This is a genomic window from Thermococcus aggregans (assembly GCF_024022995.1).
Lineage (GTDB): Archaea > Methanobacteriota_B > Thermococci > Thermococcales > Thermococcaceae > Thermococcus_A > Thermococcus_A aggregans.
In genome coordinates this window covers 202,659-218,804 of record NZ_CP099582.1, presented here as the reverse complement: position 1 = coordinate 218,804, position 16,146 = coordinate 202,659, and the positions used below count along the sequence as shown (strand labels likewise).

The following is a 16,146-nucleotide window of genomic DNA, read 5'->3' as shown; positions in this document are numbered from 1 at the left end:
TCAGACCACCTCGTGTCTCGTCGTTTTGCTTACCACGAACACCATAAGGCCGGTGGATAGTCCCACGGATATCGCAACGTACGCGAGGATTACGTCAGGGGCCATCAGAACGTACAGCGTCAGCAGTATGAGTCCCCCGAAGACGCCAGAATATGCGACTGCCTTCAGCAGGTCTGTCTCGGTGACTATGAGGTAGCTGAGGGCCACTGCGCACAGGAGGAAAACCGCCGCCAGCTCAAACATCTTCCTCCCCCCTAAATTCGTCGAGCTTAATCTCCACTATCCTGGCCTTGCTCGCGGCGTAGGCGAGTGCGTGGCTTCCCACGGGGGTCGTGACCAGGACGAGGAGCGCCGCAAGTACCGAGATTCCGACCACGGGCCACAGGCCCTGCTCCGCCGCTATAAACGCCACTCCGAGGAGCGGGTAGAACTTTCCTCCAACGGTGCCGACGGTCGCGGCGTGCAGTCTGAGGTAGAACGTGTTAAACCGGTGCATTCCTATCGCACCGAGGAGGTCGCAGACTGCGCCTATGGCGAGGAGTATAAGCCCGATGACCGTGAGTATCAAGTTCCCACCTCCCCTCTCGTGAGGTATTTGGCCGCGAACACGTCCAGGATGAACGCCCAGAGCACCAGGAACAGTGCTCCGACCGCCAGGAACGAGTTCCTGTAGTAGATTGACAGGAGCAGCGCTATCAGCGCGACATCGAGGGACACACAGTCCGCGGCAAGGATTGAGTCCACCACGGTTGGCCCCCTGAGTAGCCTGATGAAGTAGAGCAGGCCTGAGAGCCCGTAAACCGCAAACAGTATGTAAATTGCCGTCTCAATCATCTAAAGACCCTCCTCACTGCTATGAGGCCCCTCTCTATCTCGGGAAGCAGTCTGGCTATCGTCTTCCTATCCTCTTCCGGGTAGGCGTCTATATCCGTCACACCCTTCTCGACCAGCTCCGCACTCCTCTCGCCGACCTCTCCAACGATTTCCTCGGTTGAAAAGTTGGACTCGAAGTGATCGAGCACCCGTGCAACGTCATTTTTGAACTCTAAGTACCCTCCTTTTCTGACTAAGTATATCCTCATACGTCCTCACCACCTCTAGGTAGTACTCATAGAGCTTATCCAGTCCGTACCTGAGCCGGCTGTCCTTTTCTTTGAGTTTCTCTTCTTCGACAAGCCTCTTGAGGGCTTCCGGCGTCTCTGCAACGTCCACGAGCTCCATGAACCTCTCAAGGAGCTTGTAACCGTCGAAGTAGCCGAGCTCCTTCCTGATCCTCGCCTTGAGGATTACCTCAACCCATGCCTTGAACTGGGTGCGCGGGAGGACGAACTCTTCCTCCCTGTAGTGGCGCGGTGACAGCTTCTTCTCGGCAATCCCGAGCAGGAGCGCAAGCCCGTAGAGTATCTCCTCTGGCCTTGGCGGGCACCCTGGAATATACACGTCCACCGGCAGGAACTCAGAAGTTCCCCCGGCCCTCGGGTACTCCAGTCCAAGCCTTTCTGACTCCCGCCTTACGGCGTAGCTGTTGTAGAAGATTCCGCCGCTGCAGGCACAGGTGCCTATGGCGATGACTATCCTTGGCTTGGGGGGCATTGCCTCGTAGGCCCTCTTGGCGGCATAGTAGGACTGCCTTGTTAGAGGCCCGGTGACCAGTAAGGCGTGAGCGTGTCTGGGAGTTGAGACGAGCTTGACACCAAGCCTTTCGACGTCGTAGTAGGGGGTGAGGACGTCGAGTATCTCTATGTCACAGCCGTTGCACGCCCCTGTGTTGAGGTGAAAGACCCAAACGGACCTGAGCTTCATTCCCTCATCTCCTCCTCGAACTTTGTGGCGTTAACAACCGTCAGGAGCCTCTTACATTTCCTGCAGAGCGGGAGCTTCTCTCTCACCCTGTCGAACTCAACGATGCCGGGAGGTATCACTGAGAGGACTTTCTGGAGCTGTCTCTCGGTGTAGTCGGTGTACTCTCCACAGTTCCTGCACCTTGCGAGTCTCAGCTCCACTACCTCCACGTGAGAGCTTCTGTCGTCGCTCGCCGCCTCGAATTCCTGCGTTAACCTTATCGCTCCGGTCGGACAGACCTCCTCGCACCTCGCACACCTTATGCACCTGCCGATGTCGAGGACTATCTTTCTCGTCCCCTTCTCGTAGTCATCTATCTTGATCAGCGCGTCAGGTGGGCAGGCGTTCACACATGCACCGCATCCCACGCACAGGCGCGGGTCTATCTCCGGGATCCCCCTGTATTCCGGCGGCGCCTGCTCCGGCTCGAAGGGATAGTACTTTGTCACGGGCATGCCCCTATCCCCCCGCCCAGTGAGATTACCTTCGCCTTTCCTGACTCCACGTCGACGACCTGAACCCTCTCGGTACACGAGTAGCAGGGGTCTATCGAGGCCACTATCAGCGGGGCATCGGCTATTGTGTAGCCTCTCAGCATGTCCGGAACTGCCTGGAGGTTGTTGTACGTCGGCGCCTTCACCCTCCACCTGTAGATTCTGTTTACCTCCCCTGTCATCACGTAGTGGGTGTTCTCTCCCCTCGGGGCTTCAACGGCCGATATGCCCTCTCTCCAGCTTGGGACTTCGTTGAACTCCGCCATCACGGGGCCGCCGGGAATAGCGTCAACCGCCTGCTCCAGCAGGGAGATGCTCTCCCTCACTTCGTCAATCCTCACGAGGGCCCTTGCCAGGACGTCTCCCTCCTTGTAGACGGGGACGTCAAAGCTCAGCTCATCGTATGCCGCGTAGGGGAGGCCCTTTCTCGTGTCATAGTCAATTCCAGAAGCCCTTGCCAGGGGGCCGGCGGTGTCCCACTCCCTCGCTTTCTCCTTCGGGAGCACACCGACGCCCTCGCACCTCTTTACGAAGCTCTTCGTTGATACGAGCATGTCAACGAGCTCGTCGAACTCTCTCCTCAGGTTCTTGAGAGTCTCAAGAATCAGGGACTTTCTGTAGTCTAGGAGGTCTCTCCTGACTCCGCCAACGAGAACAAGGCCGTACGTTTTCCTGTTGCCGGTGAGCCTCTCGGCGAGCTCCATGACCTGCTCCCTAATCTCCCACGAGCGCATAAAGGCCGTGTCAAAGCCTGTCAGGTGGGCCGCGACGCCCAGCCAGAGGAGGTGGGAGTGCAGCCTCTCAATCTCAAGGAGTATCGTCCTGATGTACCTCGCCCTGTCCGGCACTTCAATTCCAGCTGCCTCCTCAACGGCCTGGGCGTACGCTACGGAGTGGGAGAATCCGCATATACCACATATCCTCTCCGCGATAAATATGATCTGGTTGTAGTTCAGCCTTCCCCTTGCGAGCTTTTCTATGCCCCTGTGGGAGTAGAAGCCGCGGTAGTCCACGTCAACTATTTCCTCACCCTTAACGAAGAGCCTGAAGTGCGCCGGCTCGTCCAGCGCGACGTGGTACGGCCCCATCGGGTGCACCGTAGAGTCTTCGGGCGGCTCCTTGTAGGGGTAGTTCCTCGTTCCGGCTGGGGAGTGGCAGTACTGGAAGTCCTCCCTCAGCGGGTAAACTCCCTCTGGCCAGTCGTCAGGGAGTATAAGCCTTCTTGGGTCTGGAAGCCCCTCCGCCTTCAGGCCCAGCAAGTCCTGGACCTCTCTCTCGAACCATATTGCCCCCTTGTGGAAAGCACCGACGCTGGGGAAGTAGGGCTCATCTTCCGGAACGTAGAGCCTTACTCCGATGACTTCCTGATCCTTCCAGTCAAGGAACCAGTAGGTCACGCTGAAGGCCTCTTCGGTGTTCCTCTCGTCCATTCCGACCATCGTGAAGAGCCTAGTGTTCGGCCTGCTGAGGATGTAGTTGATTATGTCGGTGAAGTCCTCTCTTCTCACCATCAGCGTGTAAAGCACTTTGTTCTTTGCGATGACCTTTTTCTCAAGCGTCGAGCCAAATTTTTCTTCAAACTCCCTTATCATAGTCTCACCATCCCAGCCATGCGATTATCATGAGTATCACTCCGATAACGATGCCCTTAACTCCCTGCTTCGTTGCCTGGTCGAGCCTGTAGCGGGCGTTCAGGGACTCGTAGGTCACCATCAGCAGGTAAGTGAGCAGAAATACCAGCAACTGGAGGACGAAGGCGATGGCCCCTTCCGCCACCGGGAGGGCCACAAAAGATGCGAACAGCCATATCATCGCGAACCTCTTTATCTGGAGTGCCCACTTGAGCAGGCCGAGAAGCCTGCCACTGTACTCTGTGAGGGGTCCTTCCAGGATTTCCGTCTCCGCCTCGGCAATGTCGTAGGGTATGAACCCAGACTCCACGTAGGTAACGTAGAGGAGCAGCAGGTAGGCCCCGATGATTGAGATGCTCGGGGATACCGAGTGGGCGATCTCGGTTATGCTCAGCGAGCCCGTCTTGAGGGCGAATATGCCTATCGTAATCGCGAAGAGTGGCTTGAATACCAGCGAGAGCGTTAGCTCTCTGTTGGCACCCGCGTGTGAGTACGAGTTGTCCACGCTCAGGGCTCCAAACACCAGGGCCGCGGAAAACAGTGTGAAGACGTATATGAACGCTATCAGGTCTCCCCCGAAGTTTATTATCGCGTCTGACCCGTAGGGCAGCATGAGGGCCATGCAGAGGGCACTCGCGAGCGCGAGGTAGGGGGCCAGCCTGAAAGCGAGCGATGACGTTGGGAGTATTGAGTCCATTGAGAGGAGCGTTATTATGTCGTACCACGTCTGGAAAATCGAGGGCCCTACCCTGTTCTGTATCATGGCCCTCACTTTCCTCGCAATCCCATCTAATAATGGAGGTAAAAATGGCGCGATGATTGCTCCGATGAGTTCCATCTCAGATCACCCCCACAAGTACGGCCATAGTTAGGATTATCGTGAACAGCACCAGGAACGTCACCGCGAGCAGGGCGTTCAGGTTCTTGGACAGCTCCCTTATCACGTAGGAAGTCCCTGCCATCAGCCTGATTACAGGCATGAACACCATCTCGTCGAGGTATCCCATGTCCCTGGAGGAGTACCACCTTTCGAAGGCCGAGAGCTTCTCCTCGATCTTTCTGCCGAGTAAGCCGAGTTTCTCACCCCACCTTGCGATTGGAGCGAACATGTGCTCGGGCCTCTGCTCGAACTTCTCAGCTGGCTCGCCCGTGGTCCATGGGGCGTCCAGGTTCTTCTTTGTGGGCAGGGCTATTGCTACCGCGATTATGATTGAGAACAACACTCCCGCAAAGAGCAGTGCGTTGAAAGTCGTCCCACCAAGCGAAATCAGCCACGGGTTTCCGACGTCAATCCCTGTCAGCCCGGCTATCGCGCCGGGGAATATTCCAGCGGCCACACACAGGATTGCAAGGAGGGCCTCCCCCGCGAGCATGAGCGGGGTTGCCTCGTGGGCCTCAACGTTGGGCTCTTCCCTGAAGATGCGGTATATCTTGATGTAGGCGGCCAGAGTTAATGCGCTCGCGAACAGGCTTACAACTCCTCCCCCTACCAGCAGGGGGTCCTTTGACAGGAACGTTGCCTGGTATATCAGCCACTTGCTTATGAAGCCGTTTAACGGGGGAACCGCGGACACCGAGAGGATCCCCACAACCATCATCGCCGCGGTGAAGGGCATTTTCTTTCCAAGGCCCCTCAGCTCAAGGTCTTTCCTGCCCGTTGCGTGGAGCACGTTGCCCGAAAGCATGAAGAGCAGGTTCTTAAAGACGAGGTGGTTGAAGGCGTGGAGCAGTAGGGCAAGGAAAGCGATTTTCTTGAGGGTTCCGTCCAGCATTATGTAGGCTCCGAGCGCCAGGAACAGGTAGCCCATGTTGTCCACACTCGAATATGCCATGAGCCTCTTTATGTCCTTCTGGACAAGAGCCATTATTGCTCCAATTGCTATCGTGAGTATTGCGAGCACGACCATCGTCCTAGCGATTGCCTCGCTTCCCGGGAACAGCTCGACGACCCTTATCATACCGTAGATGGCCATCTTCAGCATCGTACCGCTCAGGAGTGCGGACACGTTGCTTGGAGCGACGGGGTGTGCCTCCGGGAGCCAGAAGTGTATGGGGAATATGCCCGCCTTTGACATGAAGCCAATCAGGAACGCCCAGAGTACCCAGGTCGGCACGTAGGCCCCCTGCAGGGCGGAGAAGCTGAGGGTTCCGAAATTGCTGTAGATGGCACCTATCGCGAGGAGGAGCGGTGCCGTGTTGAAGGCGTGCATTGCAACGAGGTAGATGAGGCTCGCCCTCTTGGTCTCTGGGTTGTCGTAGTACGTGACTATCAGCACGTAGGAGGCTATTGTCATGAGCTCCCAGAATATTATGAACCCAAGGAAGTCCCTGCTGAGCACTATGAGCGCCATTGAGAGTATGAAAGCCGGGTAAGCGGCGAGGTTCAGGTGCCTCGGCTCCATGTATTCAGTGGTGTAGAGTGAAACCGCGAAACCCGAGATTCCCACGAGTATGCAGAAGAACCTCGACAGGGTGTCGGTCATGAAGGTGAACTCAAGCCCGAAAATGGAGTAAGTAGCACTGATGCCGTTGAACGCCTCGACTATCAGGGCCAAAGAGGCCAGGGCGGACAGTAACCCAACTGCTTTGACCTGTTCCCGCCTGACAAGTCCGATTATGATCGCGATGGTGAAGAGGACTGCGAACAGCATTCACATCACCCCCAGGGCGAAGTACCCGATGTATGCCGAGACCAGGGAGAGGAGTATCAGCCCGGCCAGTGCGCCCTTTACGATGCCGTCAACTTTCTTTCCTTCTCCATCGCTGAACACCATCATGTTGATGCTCCTAAGGCCGACCGCCAGCAGTACGACTGAGTCCGCAAGGATTAGGATCAGCAGCAGTGCACCGAGCGGGGAGCTGTACAGGGGGCCGGCGTTAAGGAAGAGGTAGAGCTTGCTGAAGAAAATGCCGAACGGCGGCAGTCCCGCGAGCCCGAGGAGCCCTATGGCCCAGCCGTATGCAAGTATCGGGGTCTCCTTGAGGCCCCTTATCTTCGTCATGTCCAGGGTGCCGTAGTAGTATGTGAAGGCTCCCGCGGTGAGGAACGCGAGGCCCTTGAGGTAGGCGTGGTTCATGAGCTGGAACAGCGCGATTTTAATCCCGACGGGGTGACCGAGGACGGCAGCCGCAACTCCTGTATACATTATGGCACACTCGGCTATCGTTGAGTAGGCGAGCAGCCTCTTGGCGTCGGTCTGCTTGGGATACGCGAGGATTGCTATCACCAGCGTCAGGGACAGGATCGCCGCCATCGGGTAGAATGCCTCTCTGGGCGGGTTCATGAACTGGACGACCCTTACCAGAAGGTAGACACCCATCTCGACCATCGCCGCTCCGTGAAGGAAGGCACTCGCAGGAGTTGGGGCCACCATAGCATCAGGAATCCACGAGTAGAACGGGAACTGGGCGCTCTTTGTAAAGGCCGCAATCATAAGGCAGACGAACAGAATCAGCTTCTCGTTTCCGGGCAGGCTGCCGAGGAACTTCAGGCTGAGGTCACCGTACTTGAACCCGAACGCCACCGCGGTGTAGAAACCCACAACTGCACCGAAGTTCGGTATCAGGAGGGCCTTGAGGGCAGACCTTTCCGATTTCTTGCTTCCGTAGAACCCAACGACACCCCAACACGCTAGGCTCATCAGCTCGAAGAATATCAGCATCTGCAGTATCGTGGATGAGTATATGAACGTGAGCGTTGAGCCGAGGAATATCATCATCCACCCGTAGAACCTTCCCTTCTGGCCCCTGTGGGGGTGACCAATGTTTTTGTCGTCCATATACCTGACCGCGTACGTCAGGAATATTGCACCCGCAGAGGAAACCACCAGGGCCGTGAACACGCTCGTCGGGTCAATTATGAAGCCATATATCTCTCCAAAGCTCTCTAACACCATCAGTTTCACATGAATCGTCGAGGGGGACGAGTAGAACAGGACGCCAGCGGCCACCTGGAGGGCCGTCGAGGCCCAGAGGAGGGGGAGCATTACGGCGTCTGCCTTTTTGTCATCTAGGGCGAAGCAGACTGCACCGGCATACGCGAGGATTATTGAAAGCGCGATGAGCTCGAATATCATACGGTTCCCCCCATTATCTTTTCAACCTTCTTGGCGAGCTCCTCAACCTTGGCAAGGTTCTGTTTGACCTTTATCTGGAATATCTCCTCCTCGCTGGCGAAAATCAGTGCATCGGTCGGGCAGGTCGTCACACATGCGGGGAGCTTCCCCTCATCCCTGCGGTGACTGCAGAGGTCGCACTTGACCATAATTTTCAGCTCGGGGACGAACTCCGGCATGCCGAAGGGACATGCAATAGAACAGAACATACAGCCTATGCAGTCCTGGGCCTTAACGCGCACGGCCCCGTCTTCGTCCCGGTAGAGCGCCCTGGCTGGGCAGACCAGCATACAGGGGGCGTTTTCACAGTGCCTGCAGTTAAAGGACATCATGAGCAGTTCCGATGTCTCGATGAGAGTGATGTTGGCCTTCCCGTGGTGCTCCCTGGCGCAGGCAATCTCGCAGGCCCTGCACCCTATGCAGTTCCTAAAGTCGATAAAGACCCTCTTCCCCATATCACTCCACCCTCTCAAGTTTGCATGAACATGCTTTCATCTGGGGCAGACCTGTTTCCTCATCAATCTCCAGGCCCATTATGCGGTTGGCACCCTCGTGCCAGGGGGCTTTGATTGTGCCGGGAATGACCGTCTTGGACACCTTCACTGTTCCTATGTACTCCCCGTTCTCTGAGACGAGCCTGACCCTGTCGCCATCTTTTATCCCCCACTTCTGGGCGTCTTCCTCGCTTACCAGGATGGGCAGGTCTTGCCACATGACGTTCAGTGAGGGGCTTCTCTTGGTCATAGTTCCCGTCTGGAACTGGCCCACGTATCTGACGGTAATCATGACCGGGGGCTCAAGGGTGGGCATTCTCTCGGAAGTGTACGTCCTAACGGGCCCGGAGTGCGGTTCCATGCTCCATCTAACTCCCTCTGGCGTTCTTATCAAAGTGCGCGGGCTGGCGTTTGCATACTGGGGGACGAGAGTGCTTATTTCGCGGAGAATCTCCTCGGCGAAGTAGAAGTCAAACCCCTCAAGTTCAAGCACATTTCCCAGTTCTCTTAAGATGGCCCAGTCCGGCTTGGCGTCCTTCGGGGGCCACTTTACCCTGGAGCCCCACTGGATTCTCCTCTCGGCGTTCGTTGTAGAACCGTCGCTCTCAAGGAACGCCGCCGCAGGGAGAACGATATCGGCAAGTTCCGTTGTCTGCGTCGGGAATATGTCCTGGGCAACGACAAACTCTGCCCGTTTTAGGGCCTTTTCGGCCTCCGGAAAGCTCACCGCGATGTTTGCTCCCATGATATAAAACGCCGAAACGTTGTACTTTTGGGCCTCTTTGATTGATTTTGGAATGTCGAGCCCGGCTTCAGTTGGAAGTCCCTCGTTCTTCCATGCTTCCCTGAAGAAGTCTACCTCGTCGTACCTCCTGTACCCGGGCAGTAAGTCGGGCACCACGCCCATGTCCATGACTCCCTGGGAGTTGTTCTGTCCAGCAAGCGGCAGGACTTTGAAGTCAACCATTGAGGCGAGCGTTATGATACTCCTGATAACGTCATAGCCGTTGGAGTGGAGGGCGATGCCTGAGCCCCACAAAATAACGCCCTCTCCTGCAAGAGCAATTTCTCTGGCTATTTTCTCGATGTCTCTCGCGGGCACCCCGGTTATTTTTTCGGCGCGCTCCGGCGTGTACTTGCTGATTATTTTGAGATCGGATGCCGTGAAGTGTGCGCTCCTTGCGTTTCTCCTTTCCATCAGGAGATTGATGAGTGCGTTTATCAGCGCAATGTCAGTGCCCGGAAACGGGCGGACGTGGATACCGGCAAACTTTGTGGTCTTGGTTTTCCTCGGGTCTATGACTATGATTTTGGCGCCCCCCTTCTTGGCCTTTAGAACCCTGCGGAAAATAAGTGGGGCGGTCTCGGCCAGGTTAGTCCCCCATACGATTACTACATTGCTCTTTTCGATATCATCGTACATCGCCCAGTTCCTTTCGAAGTTTGCGTCCAGTATGGCCTTCACGGATACGCCGTGGCAGAGGTGGCTGGTATTATCAACGTTGTTCGTCCCGATGCTCCTCGCGAGTTTCTGGAAAAGATAGGCGGACTCGTTGCTGACCTTTCCTCCCGCGATGAACATAAGCTTGTTAGGGTCGTCCTTCATGTGATCCCGAATAAAAGATGCGATTTCATTTATTGCCTCCTTCCAGCTTATCTTTACGAATTTTCCCTCTTCAACGGCCTTCAACGGGACTTTTAGCCTTTCTTTGCTGAGTATATGTTCGAGCATGGCATTTCCTTTCGGGCAGAGCTTTCCTTGGTCATTGGGAACATTTATATCGGTGACGTACTCTATCATGAACGGGCGAGATAGCTCTTTCTTCACATATGCCCTGCACCCGGCTCCGCAGTATGGGCAGGTGATGAGCCGCATATCTTTCCCTCCAGTTATGTACACATGTACATTTATGTTCACATGATCATAAGTGTCCCTTGACCTAGATATATGTAAAGTTTTTAAGAATTTTCTAAACCTTTGGTTGGAAAACTAAGGGTTTAGAAAGCTTTTTTATAGACGCTTTTTTATAGACTTTGAAGTACTATATTTGGTGTTTAATGTACAAGATAAACCGTTAGTGTTCATGGACTTATAAAAACGAGGTGATGGAATTGAGGTATGTTAAGCTACCGAAGGAGAATACTTATGAGTTTTTAGAGCGATTAAAAGACTGGGGAACACTCTATGCTCCCGTAAAAATCTCTGAAAAATTCTATGATTTTAGAGAAATAGAAAACGTCAGAGATGTAGAGTTTCATTACAACAGAACTATAATGCCACCAAAAAAGTTCTTCTTCCTGCCAAGGGAAAAAATGTTTGAATTTAATCTATCAAAGGTAGAGTACAAGGAAGCTATTGAAGATGTTGAGCCGTTTGTTGTTTTTGGGGTGCACGCATGTGACATCTTCGGGCTTAAAATAATGGATACCATATACTTGGACGAGCTTCCAGACAAATATTACAAGGTTAGGAGGGAAAAAGGCATTATCATAGGCATTAGCTGTGTTCCAGATGAATATTGTTTCTGTAACTTAAGGGAGACGGATTTTGCAGACGATGGCTTCGACTTATTCTTTCATGAACTTCCCGATGGGTGGCTTGTCCGTGTTGCGACTCCCACTGGTCACAGGATAGTTGATAAGAACTTACTTCTCTTTGAGGAAGTAACATCTCAGGATGTGTGCAACTTTAGAGATTTTGAAAATAAAAAGCAGCAGATGTTTAGGTATCATGAGGACTGGGCGGACTTAAGGTACTTGCTTGAACTTGAGACTGAACACCCAATGTGGGATGAGCAGAGTGAACTCTGTTTGGGATGTGGTAACTGCAATACCACCTGCCCGACTTGCAGGTGCTTTGACGTTCAAGATATCCCAAATATCGATGGCGTTACTGGGGCAAGAGTTAGGAGATGGGATTCTTGTCAGCTGGTAAGGCATGGAATGGTGACAGGTGGACACAACTTTAGGCCGACAAAGAAATCCAGGTTTATGAATAGGTATATGTGCAAAAATTCCTATGTTGAAAAACTTGGTCTCAGCTATTGTGTTGGATGTGGTAGGTGTTCGTACTTCTGCCCTGCGGAGATAAGCTTTGTAAGGAATTTGAGAACCATTTTGGGTCTTGAGGAAAGCTCATGTCCACCGAGAATCTCGGAAGAGATTCCAAAGAGAGGATTTGCACATGGTTCATCTGTTGGAGGTGGTGAACAATGACCGTCCCAAGACCCGTTCCTCGGAGCAATACTTTTGCAGAGGACAATCCCTATGCCCTAGAAAGAGTTAGGGTTCTTAGGGTGTATCAACTCACCGAGTTAGAAAAGCTGTTCCTATTTAGGTTTGAAGACCCAACTATTGCAGAGAACTGGAAATTTAAGCCGGGCCAGTTTGTCCAGCTTACAATACCAGGAATAGGGGAAGTGCCGATTAGTGTATGTTCCTCCCCCATGAGACAAGGTTTCTTTGAACTCTGTATCAGAAAAGCTGGAAGAGTTACTACTGCAGTCCACAAGCTTAAGCCTGGTGATACCGTACTCGTGAGGGGCCCATATGGAAACGGTTTCCCTGTTGACAAATGGGAAGGCATGGATCTGCTCTTAATAGCGGCGGGCCTTGGAACTGCGCCCCTTAGGAGTGTCTTCCTCTACGCGATGGACAACCGCTGGAAGTACGGTAACATAACTTTCATAAACACTGCCCGCTATGGGAAGGACCTTCTCTTCTACAAGGAGCTTGAGGCTATGAAGGATATAGCGGAGGCTGAAAACGTTAAGATAATTCAGAGTGTCACAAGAGATCCCGATTGGCCGGGACCAAAAGGCAGGCCGCAGAACTTCATAGTAGAAGCAAATACAAACCCCAAGAACACAGCAGTGGCAATCTGCGGTCCTCCAAGAATGTACAAAGATGTTTTTGAGGCTCTCATAAACTATGGCTACAGACCGGAGAACATCTACGTTACGCTTGAGAGAATGATGAAGTGTGGAATAGGAAAGTGCGGCCACTGTAACGTGGGAACAAGCACCTCATGGAAGTACGTCTGTAAAGACGGCCCCGTCTTCACGTACTTTGATATCGTATCAACACCCGGAATGCTCGACTGAGGTGACAAAAGATGAGCGAGAAAATTAAGATTGGGTTTTATGCTCTCACTTCATGCTATGGCTGCCAACTCCAGTTTGCTATGATGGATGAAATATTGCAGCTCCTTGATAAAGCCGACATCGAGTGCTGGTTTATGGTCGAACGCAATAGCGATGAGGATAAGGAAGTTGACATTGCATTTATCGAAGGGAGTGTTTCAACTCAAGAGGAAGTCGAGCTCGTAAGAAAAATTAGGGAAAACTCCAAAATAGTCATAGCGGTGGGTTCATGTGCCATTCACGGTGGAGTGCAGAGCTGGGATAAAGATAAGGGGCTTAGTGAACTCTGGAAAACTGTTTATGGAGACGCTCACGTCAAATTTGAACCAAAGATGGCTGAGCCACTGGAAAAATACATTAAAGTTGATTACAAGCTTTATGGTTGTCCGCCGGAGAAAAAGGACTTCCTCTACGCTTTGGGTGCCTTATTGGTAGGTTCATGGCCTGAAGACATAGACTATCCGGTATGTGTTGAATGCAGAATTAGAGGAAACCCATGTATCCTCATAGAAAAAGGAGAGCCATGCCTTGGCCCTGTGACAGTTGCCGGTTGCGATGCTCGGTGCCCAGCATTTAACGTCGCTTGTATTGGGTGTAGAGGTGCTGTAGGTTACGACGTTGCTTGGTTCGATGCACTCGCATTGGAGTTCAAGAAGAAGGGCCTTACAAAAGAGGAAATACTTGAGAGAATGAAAATTTTCAATGCTCACAATCCAAAGCTGGAAGAAATGGTTAACAAGGTATTTGAGGAGGGAGAGTAATGTATATTCCGATTACAGTTGATCACATAGCGCGCGTTGAGGGCAAGGGTGGAGTAGAGATAGTTGTCGGCGATGAGGGCGTCAAGGAGGTAAAGCTCAACATCATAGAGGGGCCTCGTTTCTTTGAGGCCATAACAATCGGTAAAAAGCTTGAAGAAGCCTTGGCGGTCTACCCGAGGATTTGTTCATTCTGTTCAGCGGCCCATAAGCTTACGGCACTGGAAGCGGCTGAAAAGGCTGTGGGCTTTACTCCAAGACCTGAAATTCAAGACCTGAGAGATTTGCTCTATATAGGTGATATGATAGAGAGTCATGCCCTGCATCTCTACCTGCTTGTCTTGCCCGATTATCTCGGCTACTCAAATCCGTTGGCAATGGTGGACAAATACAAGAAAGAAATTGAATATGCGATGGCTCTTAAGAACATCGGCTCAAAAATAATGGACTATCTCGGTTCAAGGGCAATTCACCAAGAGAATGCCATACTTGGAGGTTTTGGAAAACTCCCAACAAAAGCCCAGTTTGAGGAAATGAAGAGAGAACTTAAAGAAGCCCTGCCTTTGGCTGAATACACAGTGGAGCTCTTCTCAAAGCTCGAACAGTACGAAGAGGTAAACGATGATGAAATAGTTCATATGGCAGTAAAGCCGAGAAATGACGTCTATGGAATCTATGGAGATTATATTAAAGTTAGCGATGGCTTCGAATTCCCTGTGGAAGAGTACAAAAAGCATATAGTCGAAAAAGTCGTGGAGCACAGCTTTGCAAAGCACTCATTCTACAAAGGAAAGCCCTTTATGGTAGGTGCACTTTCAAGAATAGTGAACAATGCTGACCTTCTCTATGGAAAGGCAAAGGAACTCTACAACCAGTACAAAGATCTCTTTAGGTACAACAACTGCTTTGCAAACAACTTTGCCCAAGCACTTGAGCTTGTCTACTTTGTGGAAAGAGCAATAGACATCATTGAGGAGGCCCTCGCAAAGTGGCCAATAAAAGAAAGAGACGAGGTTGAGATAAGGGACGGATTTGGCGTAAGCATAACTGAAGCTCCAAGAGGATTGGTCGTTTATGCTCTTGAAGTCAAAGACGGAAGAGTCAGCTATGCGGATATAATAACACCAACAGCAATGAACCTTGCAATCATGGAACGCCATGTTAGGATGATGGCAGAAAAGCACTGGCAGGACGATCCAGAAAGGCTTAAACTTCTTGCCGAAATGACTACAAGAGCATATGATCCTTGTATCTCTTGCTCAGTCCACGTTGTTAGGATTTAATCTTTTTAACATCTCTTCTCAATATTTTTGCTGGTGGGAAGATGAGAACTTTGATTTTAGCTCTTGGCAATGAACTAATGAAGGATGATGGCGTTGGGTTGAAGGTTGGTAGAATCCTAGCAAAAAAAGGTTACAATGTTCTTGAAGTCGGGACGGATATATTCAAGCTTCACCGCTATTACAATGGAGAGGAGAAGATAATACTAATCGATGCAATACTAACGGACAAGTACAAACCTGGAGAAATTATTCATCTAAAAGGAGACGAAGTTTTTGAAAAACTTAAGGCGGAAATAAGAAGTGCGCATTTTATGGGGGCTATTGATGGACTCAAGCTTTTGATGGCCATTGACAAGCGACTTCCTGAGGCAGAAATTCATTTTATTGGGGTTGTTGCCAAGGATATTGATCTTGGTACAGAGATTAGTGATGATGTAAACCATAGTATTCCTAATATTATTAATATGGTAGAGTCAATTGCAAAATAGTTTGCAAAAATTTTTCACATTTCTGAGGATGCAAAAGGGTGGAAGGGTTCGAAAGCCTTTTAAATACTTTCTTTTTACCCCACTACAGCTTTAGGGTATAGAAACGTAAAAGGATGGCTGAAATGGCGTGGCATATATTCATTCCAGATTCACTCCTTGAAGAGACATCCGATCCAAAAATACGGACTTATAAAGTCGGACAAATTGGCAGAGCTGCAGCGATCTTCGGTGTTGAGCACATATGGATTTACAAAGCAGGCGGAAAAGACGGGAAATTCATTAAATTTGTGTTGGAATACATGGAAACCCCGCAGTATCTGAGAAAGGCCTTGATACCCCTTAGGAAGGAACTCAAACACGTGGGTGTCTTACCACCCCTAAGAACCCCCCACCACAAGCTCAAGGGGAAACCCAAGATTGGCGAAATCAGAGAGGGCATTGTAATCAGAAAGGGCAGAAGGCTGTACGCAGACATTGGCCTTGACGAGCTCGCCATTGTAGAGGGAAGTGGAGAAGGGAGAATGACGTTCAAAATAGTGTCCTTGAAGCCACTAAAGGTAGTGCCCTCAGAACCAGAGGAATATTGGGGATACCGGGTACATCTTACCAGAAAGTCATTAGCAAAAACACTTAAAAAGGCAAACCTCAACCTTGCAATCGCGACCTCCCGAAAGGGTGAGGATGTGAGAAAAGTGAACCTTCCCCCTCTGGAGGGGGAAGTGGGATTCGTGTTTGGATCCCCCCGAAAGGGGATAATGGAAATCCTGAGAGACTTTAATGAGGATTATCCCTTTGATCTAATCCTCAATACGATTCCAAATCAAAAGACAAAGACCGTTAGAACGGAGGAAGCCGTGTTGGCGACATTGGCGATATTTAATTTCATAAGGAGGGATTGA

Annotated in this window: 18 protein-coding genes; 6 read left to right on the top strand and 12 right to left on the bottom strand. The window is 51.6% G+C overall.

All coding sequences use genetic code 11. The features are described from left to right. Genes NF865_RS01350 through NF865_RS01295 form a run of 12 tightly spaced genes read right to left on the bottom strand, consistent with a single transcriptional unit; the run spans position 1 to position 10,452 of the window. Positions 1 to 243, bottom strand: a complete 243-nt coding sequence (locus NF865_RS01350) for a Na(+)/H(+) antiporter subunit B (RefSeq protein WP_050003566.1) — start codon at positions 241 to 243, stop codon at positions 1 to 3. Continuing rightward, the gene (gene mnhG / locus NF865_RS01345; RefSeq protein ID WP_253304838.1) at positions 236 to 568 is read right to left on the bottom strand and encodes a monovalent cation/H(+) antiporter subunit G; all 333 of its coding nucleotides are present in this window, start codon (positions 566 to 568) and stop codon (positions 236 to 238) included. The genes NF865_RS01350 and mnhG overlap by 8 nt, the downstream gene beginning before the upstream one ends. Beyond that, entirely contained in the window at positions 565 to 834 is a 270-nt protein-coding gene (locus NF865_RS01340; protein ID WP_253304837.1) for a monovalent cation/H+ antiporter complex subunit F, read from the bottom strand. Before NF865_RS01340 ends, mnhG begins: the two co-directional genes overlap by 4 nt. Then, entirely contained in the window at positions 831 to 1,082 is a 252-nt protein-coding gene (locus tag NF865_RS01335; protein ID WP_253304836.1) for a hypothetical protein, read from the bottom strand. The genes NF865_RS01340 and NF865_RS01335 overlap by 4 nt, the downstream gene beginning before the upstream one ends. Beyond that, entirely contained in the window at positions 1,033 to 1,803 is a 771-nt protein-coding gene (locus NF865_RS01330; RefSeq protein WP_253304835.1) for an NADH-quinone oxidoreductase subunit B family protein, read from the bottom strand. The genes NF865_RS01335 and NF865_RS01330 overlap by 50 nt, the downstream gene beginning before the upstream one ends. Continuing rightward, positions 1,800 to 2,297 (bottom strand): 4Fe-4S dicluster domain-containing protein, encoded by a 498-nt coding sequence (locus tag NF865_RS01325; protein WP_253304834.1) that lies wholly within the window; start codon positions 2,295 to 2,297, stop codon positions 1,800 to 1,802. Before NF865_RS01325 ends, NF865_RS01330 begins: the two co-directional genes overlap by 4 nt. Continuing rightward, a complete protein-coding gene (locus tag NF865_RS01320) occupies positions 2,288 to 3,928 on the bottom strand; it encodes a hydrogenase large subunit (protein WP_253304833.1) in 1,641 nt (546 codons plus the stop codon). The genes NF865_RS01325 and NF865_RS01320 overlap by 10 nt, the downstream gene beginning before the upstream one ends. A 4-nt stretch (positions 3,929 to 3,932) precedes the next feature. Then, a complete protein-coding gene (locus NF865_RS01315) occupies positions 3,933 to 4,805 on the bottom strand; it encodes a respiratory chain complex I subunit 1 family protein (protein WP_253304832.1) in 873 nt (290 codons plus the stop codon). 1 nt (position 4,806) lies between these two features. Next, positions 4,807 to 6,618, bottom strand: a complete 1,812-nt coding sequence (locus NF865_RS01310) for a proton-conducting transporter transmembrane domain-containing protein (RefSeq protein WP_253304831.1) — start codon at positions 6,616 to 6,618, stop codon at positions 4,807 to 4,809. After that, positions 6,619 to 8,043 (bottom strand): hydrogenase 4 subunit D, encoded by a 1,425-nt coding sequence (locus NF865_RS01305; RefSeq protein ID WP_253304830.1) that lies wholly within the window; start codon positions 8,041 to 8,043, stop codon positions 6,619 to 6,621. Next, the gene (locus NF865_RS01300; protein WP_253304829.1) at positions 8,040 to 8,537 is read right to left on the bottom strand and encodes a 4Fe-4S dicluster domain-containing protein; all 498 of its coding nucleotides are present in this window, start codon (positions 8,535 to 8,537) and stop codon (positions 8,040 to 8,042) included. Before NF865_RS01300 ends, NF865_RS01305 begins: the two co-directional genes overlap by 4 nt. A 1-nt stretch (position 8,538) precedes the next feature. Next, the gene (locus NF865_RS01295) at positions 8,539 to 10,452 is read right to left on the bottom strand and encodes a molybdopterin oxidoreductase family protein (RefSeq protein ID WP_253304828.1); all 1,914 of its coding nucleotides are present in this window, start codon (positions 10,450 to 10,452) and stop codon (positions 8,539 to 8,541) included. Between the two features lie 236 nt (positions 10,453 to 10,688). Here NF865_RS01295 and hydB point away from each other — a divergent pair, with 236 nt between their 5' ends. From hydB to NF865_RS01265, 6 genes are all read left to right on the top strand, one after another. Next, on the top strand, positions 10,689 to 11,792 hold the full coding sequence (gene hydB, locus NF865_RS01290) for an NADPH-dependent hydrogenase/sulfhydrogenase 1 subunit beta (RefSeq protein WP_253304827.1): 1,104 nt from the start codon (positions 10,689 to 10,691) through the stop codon (positions 11,790 to 11,792). Then, complete coding sequence (gene hydG, locus NF865_RS01285) at positions 11,789 to 12,679, top strand: NADPH-dependent hydrogenase/sulfhydrogenase 1 subunit gamma (RefSeq protein WP_253304826.1); 891 nt, start codon at positions 11,789 to 11,791, stop codon at positions 12,677 to 12,679. The genes hydB and hydG overlap by 4 nt, the downstream gene beginning before the upstream one ends. Before the next feature lie 11 nt (positions 12,680 to 12,690). Next, positions 12,691 to 13,479: an NADPH-dependent hydrogenase/sulfhydrogenase 1 subunit delta gene (hydD, locus tag NF865_RS01280; RefSeq protein ID WP_253304825.1), complete on the top strand. Its 789-nt coding sequence runs from the start codon at positions 12,691 to 12,693 to the stop codon at positions 13,477 to 13,479. Continuing rightward, positions 13,479 to 14,759, top strand: coding sequence for an NADPH-dependent hydrogenase/sulfhydrogenase 1 subunit alpha (gene hydA, locus NF865_RS01275; RefSeq protein WP_253304824.1), 1,281 nt, complete (start codon positions 13,479 to 13,481; stop codon positions 14,757 to 14,759). The genes hydD and hydA overlap by 1 nt, the downstream gene beginning before the upstream one ends. Before the next feature lie 41 nt (positions 14,760 to 14,800). Continuing rightward, complete coding sequence (locus NF865_RS01270; RefSeq protein WP_253304823.1) at positions 14,801 to 15,247, top strand: hydrogenase maturation protease; 447 nt, start codon at positions 14,801 to 14,803, stop codon at positions 15,245 to 15,247. Positions 15,248 to 15,369: 122 nt separating this feature from the next. Next, complete coding sequence (locus tag NF865_RS01265) at positions 15,370 to 16,146, top strand: putative RNA uridine N3 methyltransferase (RefSeq protein WP_253304822.1); 777 nt, start codon at positions 15,370 to 15,372, stop codon at positions 16,144 to 16,146.

What these genes read in the sequence shown, in the direction of transcription:
- NF865_RS01350 (WP_050003566.1), bottom strand. Translation starts at nt 243, where the DNA reads ATGTTTGAGCTGGCGGCGGTTTTCCTCCTGTGCGCAGTGGCCCTCAGC.
- NF865_RS01340 (WP_253304837.1), bottom strand. Translation starts at nt 834, where the DNA reads ATGATTGAGACGGCAATTTACATACTGTTTGCGGTTTACGGGCTCTCA.
- NF865_RS01335 (WP_253304836.1), bottom strand. Translation starts at nt 1,082, where the DNA reads ATGAGGATATACTTAGTCAGAAAAGGAGGGTACTTAGAGTTCAAAAAT.
- NF865_RS01330 (WP_253304835.1), bottom strand. Translation starts at nt 1,803, where the DNA reads ATGAAGCTCAGGTCCGTTTGGGTCTTTCACCTCAACACAGGGGCGTGC.
- NF865_RS01325 (WP_253304834.1), bottom strand. Translation starts at nt 2,297, where the DNA reads ATGCCCGTGACAAAGTACTATCCCTTCGAGCCGGAGCAGGCGCCGCCG.
- NF865_RS01320 (WP_253304833.1), bottom strand. Translation starts at nt 3,928, where the DNA reads ATGATAAGGGAGTTTGAAGAAAAATTTGGCTCGACGCTTGAGAAAAAG.
- NF865_RS01315 (WP_253304832.1), bottom strand. Translation starts at nt 4,805, where the DNA reads ATGGAACTCATCGGAGCAATCATCGCGCCATTTTTACCTCCATTATTA.
- NF865_RS01310 (WP_253304831.1), bottom strand. Translation starts at nt 6,618, where the DNA reads ATGCTGTTCGCAGTCCTCTTCACCATCGCGATCATAATCGGACTTGTC.
- NF865_RS01305 (WP_253304830.1), bottom strand. Translation starts at nt 8,043, where the DNA reads ATGATATTCGAGCTCATCGCGCTTTCAATAATCCTCGCGTATGCCGGT.
- NF865_RS01300 (WP_253304829.1), bottom strand. Translation starts at nt 8,537, where the DNA reads ATGGGGAAGAGGGTCTTTATCGACTTTAGGAACTGCATAGGGTGCAGG.
- NF865_RS01295 (WP_253304828.1), bottom strand. Translation starts at nt 10,452, where the DNA reads ATGCGGCTCATCACCTGCCCATACTGCGGAGCCGGGTGCAGGGCATAT.
- hydG (WP_253304826.1), top strand. Translation starts at nt 11,789, where the DNA reads ATGACCGTCCCAAGACCCGTTCCTCGGAGCAATACTTTTGCAGAGGAC.
- hydD (WP_253304825.1), top strand. Translation starts at nt 12,691, where the DNA reads ATGAGCGAGAAAATTAAGATTGGGTTTTATGCTCTCACTTCATGCTAT.
- hydA (WP_253304824.1), top strand. Translation starts at nt 13,479, where the DNA reads ATGTATATTCCGATTACAGTTGATCACATAGCGCGCGTTGAGGGCAAG.
- NF865_RS01270 (WP_253304823.1), top strand. Translation starts at nt 14,801, where the DNA reads ATGAGAACTTTGATTTTAGCTCTTGGCAATGAACTAATGAAGGATGAT.
- NF865_RS01265 (WP_253304822.1), top strand. Translation starts at nt 15,370, where the DNA reads ATGGCGTGGCATATATTCATTCCAGATTCACTCCTTGAAGAGACATCC.